The 19,271-nt window shown below is 47.6% G+C and carries 18 protein-coding genes; 13 read left to right on the top strand and 5 right to left on the bottom strand.

The genetic code is table 11. The annotated features are described in order from the left end of the window. Positions 1 to 34: 34 nt before the first annotated feature. Positions 35 to 1,915, bottom strand: coding sequence for a biosynthetic arginine decarboxylase (gene speA, locus FIU82_RS00650; RefSeq protein WP_138510110.1), 1,881 nt, complete (start codon positions 1,913 to 1,915; stop codon positions 35 to 37). Between the two features lie 160 nt (positions 1,916 to 2,075). Here speA and speE point away from each other — a divergent pair, with 160 nt between their 5' ends. Both speE and FIU82_RS00640 read left to right on the top strand, forming a co-directional pair. Continuing rightward, a complete protein-coding gene (speE, locus tag FIU82_RS00645) occupies positions 2,076 to 2,936 on the top strand; it encodes a polyamine aminopropyltransferase (protein ID WP_022943916.1) in 861 nt (286 codons plus the stop codon). Between the two features lie 185 nt (positions 2,937 to 3,121). Then, positions 3,122 to 5,155, top strand: a complete 2,034-nt coding sequence (locus FIU82_RS00640) for a glycoside hydrolase family 97 protein (protein ID WP_138510108.1) — start codon at positions 3,122 to 3,124, stop codon at positions 5,153 to 5,155. Positions 5,156 to 5,234: 79 nt separating this feature from the next. Here the strand turns inward: FIU82_RS00640 and FIU82_RS00635 are convergent, their stop codons facing one another. The 4 genes from FIU82_RS00635 to FIU82_RS00620 form a co-directional block, all read right to left on the bottom strand. Continuing rightward, positions 5,235 to 5,615 carry a DUF6768 family protein gene (locus FIU82_RS00635; RefSeq protein WP_138510106.1) on the bottom strand — a complete coding sequence of 127 codons (381 nt, stop codon included), beginning with the start codon at positions 5,613 to 5,615 and terminating at the stop codon, positions 5,235 to 5,237. Between the two features lie 11 nt (positions 5,616 to 5,626). Then, positions 5,627 to 6,139, bottom strand: coding sequence for an RNA polymerase sigma factor (locus FIU82_RS00630; protein ID WP_138510104.1), 513 nt, complete (start codon positions 6,137 to 6,139; stop codon positions 5,627 to 5,629). 404 nt (positions 6,140 to 6,543) lie between these two features. After that, positions 6,544 to 7,599: a potassium channel family protein gene (locus tag FIU82_RS00625; protein WP_130145031.1), complete on the bottom strand. Its 1,056-nt coding sequence runs from the start codon at positions 7,597 to 7,599 to the stop codon at positions 6,544 to 6,546. Positions 7,600 to 7,644: 45 nt separating this feature from the next. Further along, entirely contained in the window at positions 7,645 to 9,432 is a 1,788-nt protein-coding gene (locus tag FIU82_RS00620; RefSeq protein ID WP_138510102.1) for a DUF885 family protein, read from the bottom strand. A 232-nt stretch (positions 9,433 to 9,664) separates the two neighbouring features. On the opposite strand from FIU82_RS00620, the gene FIU82_RS00615 reads away from it, so the two are divergent. The 11 genes from FIU82_RS00615 (at position 9,665) to hemB (ending at position 19,218) form a co-directional block, all read left to right on the top strand. Then, on the top strand, positions 9,665 to 10,615 hold the full coding sequence (locus FIU82_RS00615; RefSeq protein ID WP_130145027.1) for a diguanylate cyclase: 951 nt from the start codon (positions 9,665 to 9,667) through the stop codon (positions 10,613 to 10,615). A gap of 90 nt (positions 10,616 to 10,705) precedes the next feature. Then, positions 10,706 to 11,461, top strand: coding sequence for a bifunctional demethylmenaquinone methyltransferase/2-methoxy-6-polyprenyl-1,4-benzoquinol methylase UbiE (gene ubiE / locus FIU82_RS00610; protein ID WP_022943908.1), 756 nt, complete (start codon positions 10,706 to 10,708; stop codon positions 11,459 to 11,461). 9 nt (positions 11,462 to 11,470) lie between these two features. After that, positions 11,471 to 12,094: an SCP2 domain-containing protein gene (locus FIU82_RS00605; protein ID WP_138510100.1), complete on the top strand. Its 624-nt coding sequence runs from the start codon at positions 11,471 to 11,473 to the stop codon at positions 12,092 to 12,094. An 11-nt stretch (positions 12,095 to 12,105) separates the two neighbouring features. Further along, a complete protein-coding gene (ubiB, locus tag FIU82_RS00600; protein WP_138510098.1) occupies positions 12,106 to 13,704 on the top strand; it encodes a ubiquinone biosynthesis regulatory protein kinase UbiB in 1,599 nt (532 codons plus the stop codon). A 70-nt stretch (positions 13,705 to 13,774) separates the two neighbouring features. Next, positions 13,775 to 14,017, top strand: a complete 243-nt coding sequence (gene tatA, locus FIU82_RS00595; protein ID WP_138510096.1) for a Sec-independent protein translocase subunit TatA — start codon at positions 13,775 to 13,777, stop codon at positions 14,015 to 14,017. Positions 14,018 to 14,023: 6 nt separating this feature from the next. Then, a complete protein-coding gene (gene tatB / locus FIU82_RS00590; protein WP_022943904.1) occupies positions 14,024 to 14,344 on the top strand; it encodes a Sec-independent protein translocase protein TatB in 321 nt (106 codons plus the stop codon). Continuing rightward, positions 14,337 to 15,077 (top strand): twin-arginine translocase subunit TatC, encoded by a 741-nt coding sequence (gene tatC / locus FIU82_RS00585; RefSeq protein ID WP_022943903.1) that lies wholly within the window; start codon positions 14,337 to 14,339, stop codon positions 15,075 to 15,077. The genes tatB and tatC overlap by 8 nt, the downstream gene beginning before the upstream one ends. Further along, on the top strand, positions 15,074 to 15,625 hold the full coding sequence (locus FIU82_RS00580) for a hypothetical protein (protein WP_152440096.1): 552 nt from the start codon (positions 15,074 to 15,076) through the stop codon (positions 15,623 to 15,625). Before tatC ends, FIU82_RS00580 begins: the two co-directional genes overlap by 4 nt. Before the next feature lie 9 nt (positions 15,626 to 15,634). Continuing rightward, complete coding sequence (locus tag FIU82_RS00575; protein ID WP_152440095.1) at positions 15,635 to 16,408, top strand: TatD family hydrolase; 774 nt, start codon at positions 15,635 to 15,637, stop codon at positions 16,406 to 16,408. 2 nt (positions 16,409 to 16,410) lie between these two features. Beyond that, a complete protein-coding gene (locus FIU82_RS00570) occupies positions 16,411 to 18,198 on the top strand; it encodes a sensor domain-containing diguanylate cyclase (protein WP_152440094.1) in 1,788 nt (595 codons plus the stop codon). A 9-nt stretch (positions 18,199 to 18,207) separates the two neighbouring features. Further along, the gene (hemB, locus tag FIU82_RS00565; protein WP_022943899.1) at positions 18,208 to 19,218 is read left to right on the top strand and encodes a porphobilinogen synthase; all 1,011 of its coding nucleotides are present in this window, start codon (positions 18,208 to 18,210) and stop codon (positions 19,216 to 19,218) included. Positions 19,219 to 19,271: the final 53 nt, after the last annotated feature.

Here is a 19,271-nt window from a genome sequence, read left to right as displayed (position 1 = left end):
GAAAACCGATCTGTTGGTGTTACTAACAACAAAGTTAATCTTCGAAATAGGTGTATCCGCTCAAACCTTGTTGTAGCTGTTCAATATACGCCTTTTTGATGTCACTATCGATATCAAGCGCGTTGATACGCTGGTGATAGACTGCTGCTAAGTGATCGCTATCGTAATGCACAAATTTTAATACGTCCTGAACACTGTCGCCCTTGAGTTTATGACTTAATTTAAACTCGCCATTATCACTGTGCACATGCACCGAGTCGGTATCACCGAAAAGGTTATGGAGATCGCCAAGAATCTCTTGATACGCACCCACCATAAACATAGCGACATGATACTGTTGGCCGAATTCATAACGCGGTATCGGCAGGCTCGTTTCAATCCCCGCACCGTCAACATAATCGCGAATTTGACCATCGGAATCACAAGTGATGTCTTGGATAATCACACGCTGCTCCAATGGCTTATCTAAGTTTTCTATGGGTAGTACCGGGAATAATTGGCCAATACCCCAGACATCGGGCAGTGATTGGAACAGCGAGAAATTCACAAACAGCTTATCAGCGAGCTTTTCGTTAAGGTCGTCCAATACCTCGCGATGGGCACGCACCGAATCCCGCAAACAATCACGTACCTTATGTAAGGTGCGGAAATAAAGCTGCTCTACCAACGACCACTGCATAATGCCCAACATGCCATGAACATACTGGCTATGAGCCTCACTAAATAAGTGCATGGCATCATGGTAGCTCTCCAACGCCATACGACTGCTCACCGCTTCACAGGTGTGCTGCATTTCTATCACTACAGAAGGCAAATTTTGGTACTGGTCGATGGCTACATCGTTATTTGGAATGCGCTCCACATCCACCACATCGGTAATCAGCACGGCATGATGAGCCGTCAGCGCTCGTCCTGACTCGGTAATGATATGTGGATGTGCTAAATCATGGCTGTCGCTTACCTCACTAAATGCGGCCACCACATTGCGCGCGTATTCTTCCACGGTGTAGTTCATAGAGCAGCTGCTGCGCGACCCTGAGCCCTCATAATCCACCCCTAAGCCACCGCCAACATCAACCGTTTGTAGCGGTACGCCCATTTGCGATAGTTGCGCGTAGTGGCGTGCACACTCTTTGAGCGCGCGTTGAATGTCGCGAATATTGGCAACCTGTGAGCCAATATGAAAATGCACGAGTTCCAGCAAATGTAACTTGCTTTGTTGACGCAGCAGTTCGACCGCTTGCAGTACCTGCGAGGCGGTCAGGCCAAACTTGCCTTTTTCGCCGCCGGTATTTTGCCACTTGCCCTTACCCACAGAGTTGAGGCGAATACGTATACCTATTGCTGCTTCAAGGTTCATGGCCGCCATTTCTTTGAGTAAGGCATCCAATTCAGAGAGCTTTTCGATAACAATATTAACCTTGTGGCCCATGGCTTGACCAATTAATGCGAGACGCAAAAACTCACTATCTTTATAGCCGTTACACACTATGGTGATATTTTTTTGTGCCAGTCCCAATATCGCCATTAACTCCGGCTTGGAGCCCGCCTCTAAACCGACTTGGTTGCTATCATGGGCCAATAGCTTATGCACCACCGAGCGCTGTTGATTCACTTTAATTGGGTAAACACAGGTATAGCCGCCTTGATACTGCTTCGCCTCATTCGCCTTAGCAAAGGCACCAATAAGCCGTGAGGCTCGGTGCTGCAGAATATCGGTGAAGCGCACTAATACCGGTAACGTCAGACCTTGCTCTTTAAAGCTTTCCACCAACTTATTTAAAGGCAAACCTGGGCGACTATGATCGCCATCGGGGTACGCTACGAGCTCGCCCTGCGGATTAATATCAAAGTAACCGTCGCTCCAGTGACTTACGTTATATACGGCCTGAGCAGCCTGGTAACCCCATTGCATAAAGCACTCTCAATATTGACCTGTGAATTTGCCGCTAGTGTAATACCTTAAAGTGTTCCTAGCGAATAGAAAATCGTACGGATTGGGCTAAAATTTCATTGAGCATTATGACGCTCACTGGCAAAATTGTCCCTCCACTTTACTGGCGATTATTGAGCACATGACAAGTTTAGATAAAAACCACTGGTTTACCGAGGTAAGCGACCGTGACGGTAGCGCATTCTCACTGCGTATTAATAAGTTGCTTGAACAGCAACAGTCTCCGTTTCAACACGTGGCAATGTATGAAACCACCGATTTTGGTAACCTGATGGTGATCGACGGCTGCACTATGGTCAGTAGCCGAGAAAACTTCTTTTATCATGAAATGATCGCCCACCCAGCGCTATTTAGCCACCCGAACCCAAAAAACGTAGTGATTATCGGCGGTGGCGACTGCGGAACCCTGCGCGAAGTGCTAAAACACGACAGTGTTGAAACTGTCACGCAAATCGACATTGACCAAGTTGTCACTGAGATGTCGCTGAAATATTTCCCTGAGTTGTGCAGTGCCAATGATGACCCCCGTGCCACCTTGCTCTTTGATGATGGCATCAAATACATGCGCGATGCGCAAGCCGAGTCGATTGATGTCATTATTGTCGATGGCACTGATCCTGTAGGCCCCGGCGAAGGCTTGTTTAATCATGCTTTTTATCAAAGTTGCCTCGCAGCATTACGTCCAGGCGGTGTGCTGGTGCAACAAAGTGAAAGCCCGCTTATGCATATGCCATTGCTGCTGGAAATGCGAGCGGCCATCAAGCAGGTTGGTTTTGGCGCGTTGCAAACCTTGCCTTTTCCACAGCCGATTTACCCATCGGGGCTGTGGTCAGTCACCTTAGCACGCAAAGGCCTGGGTTTTGACGGCTTTAGAGCCTGTGACCCTGACGCCCTCAACACCTTATATTACACGCCGGGCGTACACCAAGGTGCGCTCGCGGAGCCACCTTTTATGACCAAGGCCTTCAATCAGCAAGGCTAATCAGATGGGCGACTATTCGCCCTGACTCTCGCTATGTAACATGTGAATACGTATGCAGAGTCGTGTATTTCATCGCTAACCCCCTTACTCTTAATGCTTCTAATACAAGTACCTGTAGGCCTGCGTTTGCCAGCACACGTGACAGCCATCGCTTTAGCCTCGGGTATAACAAGCAGGATAGGTTGATGCGATTATTACTTCCCTTACTACTGGCCTCACCTTTGGCGTTGGCAAAAACAGTCGATGTTAGCTCTCCCGATGGCAAAATCACGCTTACATTAAGCGACGAAGGGGCGCCACATTATCATGTGAGTTACGCTGGCAAAGCGGTGATTAACCCATCTAAACTGGGTTTTTATTTTGCCCATGCCGCCCCGCTAAGTGATGACTTAACTATTAGCCACAGCGAACGCCACAGTGCCGACACCACCTGGCAACAACCCTGGGGTGAGCAACGTTTAATTCGCGATAACCATAATGAGTTGGCGGTTACTTTTAGCGACCCAGAAGCAGCTGAGCAGTCTTATACCGTGCGCGTAAAAGTGTTTAATGACGGCCTTGGATTTCGCTATGAGCTTACCGGTAAAGAGCGCCCCGATTACCGTATTACCGATGAGCTCACCGAATTTGCCCTTGCTGGCCAAGACAATGAAGCGCTGTGGATCCCAGCTCGAGGCTGGAATCGCTATGAATACGTTTACAACCGCACTAACACTGCTGAAGCCGCCCATGTACACACCCCCTTCACCGTAAAAATGAAAAACGGTATTCACCTCAGTATTCACGAGGCAGCACTGGTCGACTACGCGGGCATGACTTTGAACCAACGCCGACCAGGCACGTTCAAGGCCGATTTAACTCCCTGGTCTGATGGCATCGCAGTGAAAACAAAAAATGGTTTCACCACTCCTTGGCGGACCATCCAAATTGCTGATAAAGCCACTGGACTACTCAACTCACACCTGATTTTAAACCTCAATGAGCCCAATAAACTCGGTGATGTGTCTTGGGTTAAACCCGGTAAATATGTCGGTATTTGGTGGGGCATGCACATCAATGAAAACACCTGGGGCAGTGGCGACAAGCACGGAGCCACCACCGAAAACACCCGCAAATATATGGACTTCGCCAGTGAGTATGGCTTTGACGGAGTGTTGGTTGAGGGCTGGAACCAAGGCTGGGATGGTGATTGGTTCTATAACGGTGACTTATTTAGCTTTACTGAGAGCTACGATGATTTTGACATTGAGGCCATTGCCAAATACGGCGAAAAGCGTGGCGTAAAATTGATTGGTCACCATGAAACCTCCGGCAATGTCAGTAACTATCGCCAACAAATGGACGCCGCCTTCGCCCTCTATCAGCGCCATGGTGTTAGCCAGATCAAAACCGGTTATGTTGCCGATGGTGGCAATATAAAGCGCCTTGATGAACAAGGCATTGCTCGCTATGAGTGGCATGACGGCCAGTTTATGGTCAATGAATATCTCCACAATATTAAACTTGCCGCCAAGTATCAGCTCAGTATCAATACCCATGAACCAATTAAAGCAACCGGCTTGCGCCGTACCTACCCAAACTGGATCACTCGCGAAGGAGCCCGAGGCCAGGAGTTTAATGCCTGGGGAACGCCGCCCAACCCGCCCGCGCACACGCCGATGCTGGCTTATACGCGTATGCTCGCCGGGCCTATGGATTTTACGCCGGGCATTTTCGACATGGGTTTCAACGGCTTAGGTGCTGACACTAATCGCCCGCAAACAACGCTGGCAAAGCAGTTAGCACTGTATGTGGTGTTATACAGCCCGATTCAAATGGCCGCCGATTTGCCGCGGAACTATCTCGCCAAACCAGCAGCGTTTCAATTTATTCAAGATGTACCGACCGACTGGGAAAAGAGCCAAGCCATTGCTGGCGAAATGGGTGAATATGTGGTTTTTGCTCGTAAAGAGCGTCAACGCGACAACTACTCTGGCAAGGATTGGTACCTCGGTGCTATCACCGATGAGCAAGCTCGAGACATCACCATTAAACTTGACTTCCTCGAGCCAGGAAAGCGTTTTGAAGCGCAGATATATGCCGATGGTGAAGATGCCGAGTGGGTAAACAACCCCTACAGCATGGACATTCACACCGAAAACGTGAGCAGCCAAGATAGCTTAACCCTGCGCTTGGCGCCAAGCGGCGGCACCGCCATTCGCTTTAAAGCACTAGACTAACCGCACTCACAGGCCGACGCTCAGTCGGCCTGCATTACCTAAACCGTTCACACATGCCCTGCCAACACATGTATAGTGATTAGCTTGATTGTTGCGACGCCGCGCCCGCGCTCTGCAAGTTTAATTCGCTGCGCTTTATTTCACGTAATATTGAAGTGCGGTTCATTTCCATAAATAGCCACAATTTGATGGCTATTTGTACCAACAGCCCAGCGATAAACCACACTCCCCAAAAAACCTGCTCGTTGATAACAGTGGCCATGTAGAATCGGTAACCAGCATAAATAAAAGCCGCCGTCGCGAGTAGTGCAAGCAGCGTCGAAAGCCAAACCCAGCGGCGCATAGAGCCACTATAGATGTGCCCAAGGCGATTAAATAAGCCCTGTTCACGAGATAAAATCTGATCTAACTGCGCTTGCTCACTGTGTAAACTCGCTTTAATTTGTTGCTCAATACTCATAATGCGCTCTCCTATTGCTGTGCCCATTGGCTTAATCTTCTTCTGGCCTTGTGCAAGCGTGACTTCACTGTGCCTTGAGGAATATCCAACACCACTGCAATGTCGCTAATGGCTAGCTCTTCAAGGTAAAACAAATACACTGTATGACGCTCCCCCCAAGGCAGTCTGGCTATCAGACTCAACATATCTAGGCTTTGCTCCAAACTTATAGGTTGCGCCGCCACTAACGGTGCTTCGGCTATACCCTGCTCTTTGTACTGACGCCGTATTACATCAATAAAGCGCCGGTAAATAGCACGAAATAACCAAGCTTTGAATGCTCCGGGCTCCAGCAACGAACGTATATCTTTGGCTACCTTACTCCATACTTCCTGAGTAATATCACCAGCATCTTGGGGAGATTGGCACAGCTTATAAGCAAAACGATAACTCGCTTGATAGTGTAGCTCGCATAATTGGTTAAACGCCTGCTTATCACCGCTCTGCGCCGCTAAGACCAGCAATGCCGTATAAGATTGTTTCATAGCCTTTCCAGGTGTTTATTAGCAAGACGCGCTATGGCTTACAAAGGTTCACGTATATTGAAAATAAATAACGCTTGATTGCCGCTATCGCTCATATAAACGTGTAGCGCAAAAGCCAATAGGAAGCACGCACATCAGCCATGTCGGCCCACTCAGCTAACAAAGCATGGGGTGCAGGGCTAATATCCTTCTCCGTAGACGTCATTTTATTTAGCGAAAGTGCGAGTTGCAGTGAGCTTTATTACCGCGATGAAAATACATCCCTTCTCACAGCAAGCGATACAGCTCAGCGCATTAGGGGAAAGAGCGTCAACCGCGAGCCCATGGGGCTGGGCCCGCAGTCCAAATACTGGCAAGCTATTTACTTGTACAACAGCGAGAACTGCTATGAGTACAAGCAATCGTTAAGGCCATTTAACCTCGGATGCCAACACCCGTTCAGGGGCAATGTAGTGAATGATATCGCCACCTTGGATGGCATAATCCAACGGCGGATTTAAATCCATATCTAAGGCGCTGCGATTATGAGCAATCCCTAAAATAGTGGCGTCGTATTGGTGTTTGAATAGCGTAAAAATATCGTTGTAGGTAAACTGGCCGACATCGTTGGGGATCATCATAGAAAAATGGGTATCCCCATGCAGGCTAGACATAATTTCCTGTTGCACCCGACTCGCCCCTGGGTCTTCCATAGAGCGCACTAAAACTTCCGCTGTGCGGTTAGAGCTGCACTCCACATTAGCACAATGCTCACCTAGCATCTGTGCCTTGCTTTCATCGTCAAAATAAGCACAAATATGGGCACTTTCCTTTACCAGCTTGCTAATCTTTAGCGCCGTAGTGAAGCTTTGGTTATCATCGGCTCCCTCAACAATTATTTTATCTGCTGTGGCAATGCCTACGCGTTTAAGTTGCTCTTCATCGGTGTAACTACTGAGCTTAACAAAGCTGACATCGGGCTCGGAGAAAAACGGATGCTCCATATCATCGGTTACCGCGAGTACAATTTCACGCTTTACCCGCTTTTCATCAGCAAGAATATAGCGCACCATTTTTCTGGTGCGCACTGGGTGCCAACCAAAAATAATGATGTGATTAGCAAAATGAGTCACGTCTTTTTCACCTGTCATAGCGCGCCTTATTAAATGTGTGATGGACTGCCCTGCTTTACCCAGCAACATGCCGAACAAGGCCAAACCGAAGGGGATCTGAACCAAAGCCACCAATAAGCGGCCCATCTCTGTAGTCGGACTAAAGTCGCCGTAACCCACCGTTGAGGTAGTCACGACATAATAATAAAAAAAGGTATTCGCAGAGGTAAGCGCATGCTCCCCAGCAATTGACAATAGCACCCAAGTGAGTGCCATATGTGCCAAGGTGACAAACACCACAACCTGCCAACTAAGTTGGTCAATATGATTGCGTATCGTCAGTAGCACACGCTTTAAAATAATCGGCATAGCTCGCCTTATTAGTATACTTATGGGCGCAGTTGCGCCCTTCCCTTACTTCGCTTTGGCACCGTTTTGGTTGTTAGCAAGTGCCTCGTCGATATAGTTATCTATTTGTTGTTCCAGTACATTAAGAGGAATTGAGCCATGGCGCAAGACCTGATAGTGGAACTCGCGCACGTCAAAATCATGGCCTAAAGCGTTTTCCGCTTTAGCGCGCAAGCGCTTAATGGTGAGCTCACCAATTTTGTATGACAGCGCCTGGGCCGGCCATGAGATATAGCGATCAGTCTCGGTTTTCACATTATGCAGCGACAGCGCGGTATTATCACGCATAAAGTTCAGCGCTTTATCACGGCTCCAACCGAACATGTGCATGCCTGTGTCAACCACTAAACGCGCTGCGCGCCACATTTCATAAGTGAGACGACCAAAATTACTGTATGGATCTTGATAGAAGCCCGCTTCTAAGCCTAAATACTCACTGTACAGCCCCCAACCTTCGCCAAAGGCCGATAAATAGGCGTCGCGTCGATAGCTAGGTAGGTAATCAAGCTCAGCATTGAGGGCAATTTGTAGATGGTGACCCGGTACGGCTTCGTGTAGGGTCAAAGCTTCTAAAACATATAATGGCCGCTTATCCAGTGCATAGGTATTAACCCAATAGTAACCAGGCTCATCCTCTTTGCTTGCCCCCACATAACGACCTGTGGTGTATTTTGGCGCAATACTCGCTGGCACCGGAGCGACACCGTAAGGTTTGCGTGGTAACTGCTTGAATAGTTTAGGCAGCTGCGCATCCATCTTTTTGGCGATGAATGAGGCTTCTTTCAATAGCTCTTCCGGTGTCTTAGCGTAAAATTGTGGGTCGGTACGTAAAAATTCAATAAACTCAGCAAAACTGCCTTCGAATCCTAAATCATCAATAATCGCCTGCATTTCGCCGCGAATACGAGCCACCTCTTGCAGACCGAGCTCATGAATTTCTTTCGCAGTCATCTGCGTGGTGGTGTAATGACGCGCTCGATTAGCATAATAAGCTTTGCCATTTGGCACTTCAGAAATCCCTATCGATTCACGTGCACCTGGCTGATAGGTTTGCGTAAAGAAATCGTAATAGCCTTGGTATGCTGGCAATACCTGTTCACCGATAACGCGCTTAGCTTGCGCTTGCAGCTCAGCAAAGGCCTCATCACTCACCCCTGCGGTGTTACGCTTGAAAGGGGCATAAAATGCAGACTCGGTGACATCATCGACCAAGTACGCGCTTATCGACTCCTCATAGCCGGCAAGCACGGCTTTAGGTTGCGTTAACCCTGTTTCGAGCCCTTTTTTCATCCAATAGATGTTTTGCTCAAAGAACCGAGGCACTTGGCGCAGGCGCGCTAAGTAGGTTTCAAACCCTTGAGCAGAACTGTAATCTCCACGCTGCACCATAAATGACAAGGATGAGTGAAAACCATATTCGGAGGTAAGGGGCATATAGTGCGTATTGAACACATACTCATCGACACTGTTTTGCACCTGCGCAGTCAAAATTTGCAGATTGATCTGATTCTCTTCACTGAGCGTGCTTTTATCGATAGCTTTAAGCTTATTCAATAATGCTGTTTTATCTTGGTATTGCTGCTCTAAGAATTCAGGCGATAAATTGGGGAGCAAATACCCGTCAACCTCTTGCTTATACGGGTTGACGTTTTCTCGATAACTGACAACCTGCTCAGCCAATGTGGTGAACTGGTTATTGGTATTGGTCTTGTGTGCTGAGCTTGCGCAGCCACCCAAAGCAAGGGGAATCGCACAGGCCAATGCCAGTTGCTTAATATGTGTTCCTAGGTTCATGCTTTATTCTCATTGATTGTGCATTTCGCCATACTCTAGCCTACCACAGCGCGCGAGCCAACCGCTTGCGACCAGCGTCCAAATGTCGGTTCTGCGCATAAAGTGGGCGCTTGGTCGCAATTATGTAACCAGAGTATTCCAAAAGAGAACAATTTGCTTTTTAATACCGCCAAGGGATGTATAAGCAAGCTAGGATTGGCTGCACCTCTATTTCAACCTGGTGATTGTGATTATGATGTTCCATGACTCCATGGCCAACGCGCAAGAGAAAATGACCCAAGTCTGTCATTTGCTGGAACTGCATGCGCTGCCGCCAACACCTTTAAATTACCATGTGCTATACCAGCATGTGAGTGAAGGCGAAAGTGCACTGAGTGAGGCCTTACAAGCTGCTGTAACCGAAGGCCGCATCATTGACTCAGTGTTAATGGAAGAGTTGTATATACAACATCTCACACCGGATCATCAAAAGCAGACCGCTATGGTTGAACGTATTAGCGAATTGATAGGTAATCTAGAGCGCAATAGCAAAAGCAATCAAAAACACATCGACCATTACCACCTCGAAATTGATCGTTGTGCTCGCGCTTTAGATGAACATGATGTTGATAAAAGCCGACACCAGCTGCGTAAGTTAGCCGAGCATACCCTAGTGTTAAAAGGGCAAATGCAAAAGTTTAAGCAACTACTGGAACAAATAAAACAGCAATACCTTAGTACTAAATCGCAACTAAAACGCCTTAAAGACAAACACCATCTCGACCCACTCACCGGCCTTTATCACCGTCATTACCTCGATAAAAAATTTCAGTATTGGGCCAAGAAGCAGCATCAAATCTCTTTGATCCGTATTGATGTCGAAAACTATCAACAGTTTTGTCATGACTACGGCGACAGCATTGGTAATTTAATGCTCGAAAAAGTGGCCACCAAAATAGACAAATATGTCAAAGAAAGTGGTTTTTGCGGGCGCACCCAAAATGAGCAATTTACCATTATGATGGCCGACGTCGAGGCACAAACCGTGGACCTCATTGCCGAAAAAGTACAAGCCGGTATCAGTAAGCTTCGCTTTGTAAGTTCACGCAGTGGTAAACAGCTCCCTGGTGTGGCGTTTCAATGCCAAACCATACATCGCCAGCAAGAACCTAACTTTAGCGCCCTCGTCTCATCCACTCATTAGCTTCTGCGCTTGCTAAAAACGGCTTAATCCTTGAGCTGTTACAGGGCCTCAAGTACACTATGACAAACTCTCCCTCTGGGCTTAAATTAGATGAAAGAAGCTGAGCAAAAAACCACCCACTTTGGCTATAAAACGGTTGCTACAAGCGACAAAGTTAACCACGTAGCGGATGTTTTCCACTCTGTTGCTGCCAAATACGATTTAATGAATGACTTGCTCTCTTTTGGCATCCACCGCTTGTGGAAACGGGTTACCATTGCCAGTTCAGGAGCCCGCAAAGGGCAAACCATACTAGATTTGGCCGGTGGTACGGGCGATTTAACCGCTAAGTTTAGCCAACTAGTGGGAGAGACTGGCAAGGTGATTCTCGGCGACATCAATGACTCGATGCTTAAAGTGGGTCGCGATAAACTGCGCGACCGAGGCCTAGTCAGCAATATTGAATATGTACAAATGAACGCCGAAGCGCTGCCATTTCCCGATAACAGCATAGATGTGATCACCATTGCGTTTGGTTTACGTAATGTGACTGATCAGAGCAAAGCCCTCGCTTCGATGTTTCGCGTATTAAAACCCGGTGGACGATTGCTGATTCTTGAGTTTTCCAAGCCTGAACATGAAGTGCTTACTAAGCTGTATGATATGTACTCATTCAACATTTTACCGCAGGTCGGTAAAGCGGTACTCAATGACAGTGAGTCATACAAGTATCTAGCAGAATCAATCCGTATGCACCCGGACCAAGACACCTTGGAAGCCATGATGAAAGAAGTGGGCTTTGAGCAAACCAGTTATCAAAATATGACCGGGGGCATTGTTGCCCTCCACCGTGGCTTTAAATTTTAAGAGGCAAATATGCTCTCTCACTTTGCTGTAGCCAGCGCTGAAAAGCTGGCTAACCGACTGATACTGCTTGATCCGCAGTTGCAGCAAAGGCTGCAACAGATAAACACTCAAGTGCTGGTACTGCACATTCGTGACTGGCAGCAGTATGTAAGTGTTCACTATGGTGATGCAGGGCTAATGCTGCAAGCCCATAATGAAGCACCCGAGCAACACCAATGCTTTATTAGCGCTGATACTGATACATTAATGAAGCTAAAGGATCCCTCTTTGCTCACCCAGCTTATCCGCCAAGATAAGCTCGACCTTGAAGGCGATATTCATCTGGCCCAAGCCTACAGCCAAGCCTTTAATGATTTGGATATTGATTGGCCCGAGCACTGGTCTAAATATATCGGTGATGCTCCAGCACAGTTGCTATGGCAAACTCTCAGTAGAGGTAAAGCGCAAGCTCAGCAGAGCCTCACTAAACTCGACCATATCGTGCTCACGCTCTTGCAGGATGAGCTTAAAGTGAGTATTCACCCGCTAGAATTAGAACAATTCACGCGCCAGAGTCGCCAGCTAAAATCCGACGTCCAGCATCTTGAACAACGTATAGATGCGTTGTTGACGCACGTTCAGCAAACACAGTAAAGAGGTGCCCTTTGTCTGCGGCAAGACTGTATTTCATCACTAAAACCTTATTGCAGTATGGCATCGATGAACTGCTGCCACAGCAGATGCTTCCTTGGTTTGCCAAATTGGCTCGACGCAGTATTTTTTGGTTACGTAATCGCCATAAGGATAAACCCGCAGGCGTGCGTTTACGTTTAGCGCTACAAACATTAGGGCCGGTGTGGATTAAGTTTGGGCAAATGCTCTCTACCCGTCGCGACTTGCTACCACCGGAAATCGCCAGTGAGCTGGCTCTGCTACAAGACCAAGTTCCTCCTTTTGCAGGTGATCAGGCCAAAGCCATTATCGAGCAAGCACTGGAAGTTAATGATATCAGCGACGTGTTCAGTGAGTTTGATGTGACTCCCTTGGCTTCCGCATCAATTGCGCAGGTGCATACGGCCACTCTCATTGACAACGACGGTGACCACCAAGATGTGGTCGTTAAAGTCATTCGTCCTAACATCAAAAAGCAAATAGATGCCGATTTAGCGCTGATGCAGCAATGCGCCCGAGTTGTCGCCAAACTGCTTAAAGAAGGCCGCCGTTTACGTCCGGTGGAGGTTGTTAAGGAGTATAAGAAAACCCTTCTCGATGAACTCGACCTGATGCGCGAAGGCGCCAATGCGATTCAGCTACGACGTAATTTTGAAGACTCGGAATCACTTTATATCCCCTTTGTGTATAGCGACTTTAGCCGCACCAATGTGCTGGTTATGGAACGTATATATGGCATTCCCGTATCCGACACCGATGCCTTATTAAAGCAAGGTACCAATATGAAGTTATTGGCAGAACGTGGCGTTGAGGTCTTTTTTACGCAAGTTTTTCGCGATAGCTTCTTCCATGCGGATATGCACCCTGGCAATATTTTTGTTTCCTTTGATAACCCTCACAACCCGCAATATATCGGCATCGACTGTGGCATTGTTGGTACCTTAAATAAAGAAGATAAACGCTATTTAGCGGAAAACTTTATCGCCTTTTTCAATCGTGATTATCGTAAGGTTGCTGAGCTGCATGTGGATTCTGGCTGGGTCCCTGCCGATACCAGTATTGAAGAGTTTGAATTCGCTATTCGCACTGTTTGCGAGCCCATATTTAACAAGCCGCTAGCGGAAATTTCGTTTGGTCATGTATTGGTTAATTTATTCAATACCGCTCGACGTTTTAATATGGAAGTGCAGCCACAGCTCGTACTACTGCAAAAAACACTGCTTTATGTCGAAGGATTAGGGCGGCAGCTTTACCCTCAGCTAGATCTGTGGAAAACCGCCAAACCCTTCTTAGAAGACTGGGTTAAACAACAAGTAGGGCCTTGGGCGGTCGCCAAACAAATGTACGCCAACTTACCATTTTGGGCAGAGAAGTTTCCTGAGCTACCGGATCTGATCTACCATAATTTGAGGCGTCAACAGCATCCTCCTGCGCCACCAGCAACCAATCACAAAGCGATTATTTTAGCGTTAGCTGGCTGCACAGGACTGATCGTTGCTTGTTTAGTCGCGCTGGCGCAACATCCTGTATTTTCAGCAGTCAGTGCCGTCGCCGGGTTTGCAGCGCTGTTTGCTGCTTGGCGTAAAGGCTAACAGCACTATGACATCATCTTTGTGCGCGGTATACTTCGCCACAGTTTAGTAGGACATTTCGGAGACAGTTATGGGTTTTGGCGGTATTAGTATTTGGCAGTTGTTGATCGTATTGGCGATCATCGTGCTACTTTTTGGCACTAAAAAGCTGCGTAATATAGGCGGTGACTTGGGTAATGCTGTAAAAGGCTTTAAAAAAGCGGTATCGGATGACGATAATAAGCCCGATGCAAAATCAGATGACGCTAAAATTTCTGAATCGAAACAACAGGCTGAAGAAAACCCTAGTCAAAAAGACAAAGATAAGGTGTAGCCACCCATGGGCATGTGGGAATTATTGGTGGTGTTCGTAGTAGGTCTTATTGTCCTTGGCCCCGAACGCTTACCTGTGGCCATTCGAACGGTAAGCCGCTGGGTAAAAACAGCCAAAGGCATGGCCAACAATATTTCTGCACAGGTCAACGAGGAACTGCGTGTACATGAGCTACATCAGAACCTTAAAAAGGCTGAGCAGCAAAATATGGAAAACCTTCCTGACGATGTAAAAGACTCGGTGGCAGAGCTGCATAAAGCGGCGCAATCAGTCACTCGCAGTTATGACAACGCACCAAAAAAAGACAGCAGTAACAAAGATGAGTGAACCCCAACAGAGCGGCTTTATTGCCCACCTGGTCGAATTACGTAATCGCTTGATGCGCTCATTGCTTTGCGTATTGTTGGTGTTTGTTGCGCTCGTGTATTTTGCTAACGACATTTACGCCTTTGTTGCAGCGCCTCTGCTTGCACATTTGCCAGCAAACAGTCAGATGATCGCCACCGATGTTACCGCACCGTTTTTTACGCCTTTTAAGCTTACACTTTTTGTTGCCATATTTGCTGCCATCCCCTTTATCTTGCATCAAGTATGGTCTTTTATTGCGCCGGGACTGTATCAACACGAAAAGCGCATGCTGATCCCTATCTTGCTTTCAAGCGTCTTACTTTTTTACGGTGGTATCGCTTTTTGTTACTTCGTTGTCCTCCCCATCGTACTCAGCTTCTTTACCGGTATTGGCCCTGAGGTTATGACGCTGACGCCAGACATCAGCAGCTATTTAGGGTTTGCATTAAAGCTATTTTTCGCCTTTGGTATTGCCTTTGAAATCCCGGTAGCCATCATGCTGCTTTGTTGGAGTGGGGCAACGACCACCGCAAGTTTAAAGCAAAAGCGCCCTTATATCGTGGTTGGGGCTTTTGTGGTCGCGATGTTTCTAACGCCCCCCGACGTGTTATCACAGACCTTGCTCGCCTTACCGATGCTGTTATTATTTGAGCTCGGCCTGATTTTGGCCGCCTTTTATAGCGCTAAATCACCACAGGAAGAAAAACAATGAAAAAATATTTAGTATCAGCCGTGCTCACCGCTTGGGTGGGAACACTTTCTCCCGCAGCCATAGCCAATGACGGCGTGAATATTCAAGCGCTAAAGGCCTGTAGCTTTATTGAAAATGATTTTCGTCGCCTGCTGTGCTACGACAACATCATGGCCGGCAAACCTATTGACACCATGCCTAAAGGCGAAGTGAAAAACACCAACGCTGCACCGCAAAGTAATAAAAAAGCGCAAGCCGCAAGTGTTGCCGGTGCGCCAGCAAAACATAGCAAAGCCAATAAAGCAGATTTTGGCCTAGAGCATAAAAAAGAAAAAGAACAAAAAGACGATAATAACGAGCTTCGCGCGCGTGTAAGCCAAGTTGATGAAGCCCCTTATGGCGAGCTTATCCTGACTCTCGACAACGGCCAAAAATGGCGCCAAATTGGCACCGAACATTTTCGTTTGAATAGCAATGATACAGTGATTATTAGCCGTGGCATGTTCAACTCTTTCCTACTGAAAAAACAAGGTGCAAATAAGTCTATCCGTGTTAAACGCATTAATTAAGTAGCTGCCATGATAGATATCGGAGTTAATCTCACAAGCAGCCAATTTGCAGCAGATACTGACGCTGTGGTTGCTCGTGCGCGCGACGCAGGTATCACCAATATGGTAGTGATTGGTTGTGACGAGCGCGATAGCCAGCATGCAGTTGAGCTGGCACGTCGCCATCAGTTGTTTTGCACCGCCGGTATTCATCCCCACAATGCAAAAGATGCAAGCGCCGAGTTCGAGCAAGTTATCGCCCAGCTAGCCAGTCAAAGTGAAGTACTGGCTATTGGTGAATGCGGCCTCGACTACAACCGCGACTTTTCACCGCGACCTGTACAGCGCGAGATTTTTGCTCGCCAGCTAGCTTTGGCAAATGAATTAGCGCTGCCCGTGTATTTACATGAACGTGATGCCAGTGCGGATATGCTAGCACTGCTGCGAGAGTACCAACCGCGTGGAATTGTGCACTGCTTTACCGGCAATACTGAACAGGCTCAGCACTATCTTGAGTTGGGCCTGTATTTAGGGATCACAGGCTGGGTATGTGATGAACGTCGCTCGCAAGCGCTCAATGAAGCCTTGGCGCATATTCCTAGGGAGCGATTACTAGTTGAGACTGACGCTCCTTACCTCTTGCCTCGGACAATACGGCCAAAACCAAAGTCACGGCGCTGTGAACCCCATCACCTTGGCTACGTAGTCACCCACTTAGCTCAACGCTACGCATGCACTGAGGCAGAAATCATCGCGCAGACCAAACATAATTTTAGCCAATTGTTTAATGTGGAGCTGCGTTAGTTATGCGTGTGCTTGCTTGGGCGATGATGCTGCTGTGGTCGTGCTCAGCGCTCGCCTCAAGCATGAGTATCAATACCGAAGTAGACTCCTTAGCAACAGCGCAAAATTCACCCCATTGGCAACCCCTTAATAAGCCATTTATCAACTTGGGCAACAAAGTGCGTTATGGCTGGCTGCGGGTGAATTTAAGCTCTCACCAACACCCACCCAGCGTGTATATTATTGCCATTGATAACCCATTAATAGACAGCCTCAAAGCGTTTCATTTACGTGATAATAAGCTAATCAATACGCGTACTATAGGTAGTCAAGTTGATAGTGCAGATCGACTTTTTAAAGATGAATCACTGTCCTTTTATATTGATACCCGTAGCCCTGGGGAGCACTGGGTCTACATCGAGGTGATCGCCAGTGACGGCTTTAGAATGCCGGTTCAGGTGCATACTCTGAAGAGCTACTTTGAATACAAAAGCAGCTTCAATAGCCTATTCGGGGCGGTGATGGGCCTCGCGGCAACGCTGATATTGACCACCTTATTCTTTTTTATTCTGTCACGACAAGCCCGCTTTTTATTGGCCTCGGCATACATTAGTGCTTTGGCACTGATAGGTATTTACATATTTGGCTATGGCTATCGCTATTTGCACCCTGATACACCTTGGCTACAAACGGCGGTGCTGCCCCTACTACTGATGGCTGCACCAAGCCTCTTAGTTGCTTTGAATCAAACACTGATAGCGCCAGTCAAACGTAAAACGGTGATTACAGTCATGCTCATTACTGTGGCTATCGCCCTACTTCCAAACCTATTACCTGCCGCTATTGCCGACCCTATCGTAGTTGTTGCGAGTACCTTATTTTGTTTATTCGGCACGGCCTATAGTGCTTGGCAGGGGTATCGTAAGCAACAAAAACAGTTATGGGTACTCAGTATTGCCAATCTGATGTTACTCGCGCTGATGGGCTATTTTTGTCTCAACTATTTTGGTTTCGCATTGCCGATTAACAAAACCAGTTGGTGGCTTTTCTTGCCCCCTGCGAGCAGTGCCTTACTTGTCTGTTTTGTAGTTATTCGCAACTTGTTAAGCCAGCACAGTGAACGCATGCGCGCGCAGCAACAAGCACTGGCGGAGCAGCAAACACGAGACCAATTACTGGCTCAGCAGCTGGCACTAGAGGAACAAACTAAAGAAGAACTAGAAAATAAAGTAGAAGAGCGCACCATAGAGCTACAAATTACCCTACGGGAATTAGAAGAAAAGAACACAGAGCTAGAGCGCATTAATAACGAGGACCCATTAACGGGTGTCAAAAATCGCCGCTTTTTCGATAAGCGTTTAGAGCATGAGTTACGGCGCTCACAACGGGATGACGCTCCATTGAGCCTGCTAATGATAGACATAGATCACTTTAAAAAGGTCAACGATAGCTATGGTCATCCCGCTGGCGATGCAGCTATTAAATTGGTGTCACAAACTATCAAAGCCTGTTTACGCCGCCCATTTGACCATGTGTGCCGCTACGGCGGTGAAGAGTTTGCCGTTATTTTACCCAATACCACGCACGAGGGCGCCCTCAAGCTGGGCGAAGAAGTATGCACTGAGGTAGGTCAACAACAGGTTGAATTCTCAGAGCACCAATTTTCATTAACTGTTAGTATTGGCGTGCATACCGCTTACGGGGAAACCACCGCTCACGCTGGCGACATCACCCATATGGCGGATGAGGCGCTATACCATGCTAAAGCGCATGGTCGTAATCAAGTAATTAGCTCACAATCTTTGCCTTAGGAGAGCATTATGGCCCAATCAGGACTCGACCTGTTTCCTTATACGCGTATGCGTCGTTTACGTAAAAATGACTTCTCTAGACGCTTAACTCAAGAACATGAGCTCAGCGTTAATGACTTAATTTATCCAGTGTTTGTCTTGGAAGGCAAAAACCGCCGCGAACAGGTTGAATCTATGCCTGGCGTTGAGCGCTTGTCCATCGACTTATTGATTGAAGAAGCCAAAGAGTTGGTCGCTTTAGGTGTACCCGCTATTGCCCTATTTCCAGTCACACCCAGTGAAAAGAAATCGCTGCATGCCGAAGAAGCCTATAACCCAGAGGGGTTAGCACAACGCACGGTGCGCGCTTTGAAGAGCGAACTGCCTGAGCTCGGGGTGATCACCGATGTTGCCTTGGACCCCTTCACCGTGCATGGTCAGGACGGCATCATTGACGAGCAAGGCTATGTTATCAATGACATCACCACCGAGGTGTTGGTGAAACAAGCGCTGTCACACGCCCAAGCGGGTGCCGATGTCGTTGCCCCCTCAGATATGATGGATGGTCGTATCGGCGCTATTCGTGAGGCGCTAGAAGAGCAAGGCCTGATCAATACCCAAATTATGGCTTATTCTGCCAAGTATGCGTCAAGCTATTATGGCCCATTTCGCGATGCGGTCGGCTCAGCGGGTAACCTCAAAGGGGCTGATAAAAAGACCTATCAAATGAATCCTGGAAACTCCGATGAGGCTCTCAGAGAAGTCGCGCTGGATTTACAAGAAGGCGCTGATATGGTCATGGTGAAACCAGGCATGCCCTACCTAGATATTGTTCGACGCGTTAAAGATGAGTTTTCCGTGCCTACCTTCGCCTATCAAGTCAGTGGTGAATACGCCATGCACATGGCTGCTATTGAAAACGGCTGGTTAGAAGAAAGAGCCATTGTTATGGAGTCTTTACTTGCCTTCAAACGTGCAGGAGCTGACGGTATTCTCACTTATTTTGCTAAACGCGCGGCGCAGTGGCTTAACGAATCTTAAGCTTAACACCCAACTTTTTTCTGATAAAAAGCGCTAACAAGTTAACAACTTGA

The organism is Pseudoalteromonas sp. THAF3, assembly GCF_009363775.1.
GTDB lineage: Bacteria > Pseudomonadota > Gammaproteobacteria > Enterobacterales > Alteromonadaceae > Pseudoalteromonas > Pseudoalteromonas ruthenica.
The sequence above is the reverse complement of the archived record's forward strand: the minus strand, read 5'-3'. Positions and strand labels throughout refer to the sequence as shown.

Coding starts and splice junctions, on each gene's coding strand:
- speA (WP_138510110.1), bottom strand. CDS start 1,915: ATGCAATGGGGTTACCAGGCTGCTCAGGCCGTATATAACGTAAGTCAC.
- speE (WP_022943916.1), top strand. CDS start 2,076: ATGACAAGTTTAGATAAAAACCACTGGTTTACCGAGGTAAGCGACCGT.
- FIU82_RS00640 (WP_138510108.1), top strand. CDS start 3,122: ATGCGATTATTACTTCCCTTACTACTGGCCTCACCTTTGGCGTTGGCA.
- FIU82_RS00635 (WP_138510106.1), bottom strand. CDS start 5,615: ATGAGTATTGAGCAACAAATTAAAGCGAGTTTACACAGTGAGCAAGCG.
- FIU82_RS00630 (WP_138510104.1), bottom strand. CDS start 6,139: ATGAAACAATCTTATACGGCATTGCTGGTCTTAGCGGCGCAGAGCGGT.
- FIU82_RS00625 (WP_130145031.1), bottom strand. CDS start 7,599: ATGCCGATTATTTTAAAGCGTGTGCTACTGACGATACGCAATCATATT.
- FIU82_RS00620 (WP_138510102.1), bottom strand. CDS start 9,432: ATGAACCTAGGAACACATATTAAGCAACTGGCATTGGCCTGTGCGATT.
- FIU82_RS00615 (WP_130145027.1), top strand. CDS start 9,665: ATGATGTTCCATGACTCCATGGCCAACGCGCAAGAGAAAATGACCCAA.
- ubiE (WP_022943908.1), top strand. CDS start 10,706: ATGAAAGAAGCTGAGCAAAAAACCACCCACTTTGGCTATAAAACGGTT.
- FIU82_RS00605 (WP_138510100.1), top strand. CDS start 11,471: ATGCTCTCTCACTTTGCTGTAGCCAGCGCTGAAAAGCTGGCTAACCGA.
- tatA (WP_138510096.1), top strand. CDS start 13,775: ATGGGTTTTGGCGGTATTAGTATTTGGCAGTTGTTGATCGTATTGGCG.
- tatB (WP_022943904.1), top strand. CDS start 14,024: ATGGGCATGTGGGAATTATTGGTGGTGTTCGTAGTAGGTCTTATTGTC.
- tatC (WP_022943903.1), top strand. CDS start 14,337: ATGAGTGAACCCCAACAGAGCGGCTTTATTGCCCACCTGGTCGAATTA.
- FIU82_RS00580 (WP_152440096.1), top strand. CDS start 15,074: ATGAAAAAATATTTAGTATCAGCCGTGCTCACCGCTTGGGTGGGAACA.
- FIU82_RS00575 (WP_152440095.1), top strand. CDS start 15,635: ATGATAGATATCGGAGTTAATCTCACAAGCAGCCAATTTGCAGCAGAT.
- FIU82_RS00570 (WP_152440094.1), top strand. CDS start 16,411: ATGCGTGTGCTTGCTTGGGCGATGATGCTGCTGTGGTCGTGCTCAGCG.
- hemB (WP_022943899.1), top strand. CDS start 18,208: ATGGCCCAATCAGGACTCGACCTGTTTCCTTATACGCGTATGCGTCGT.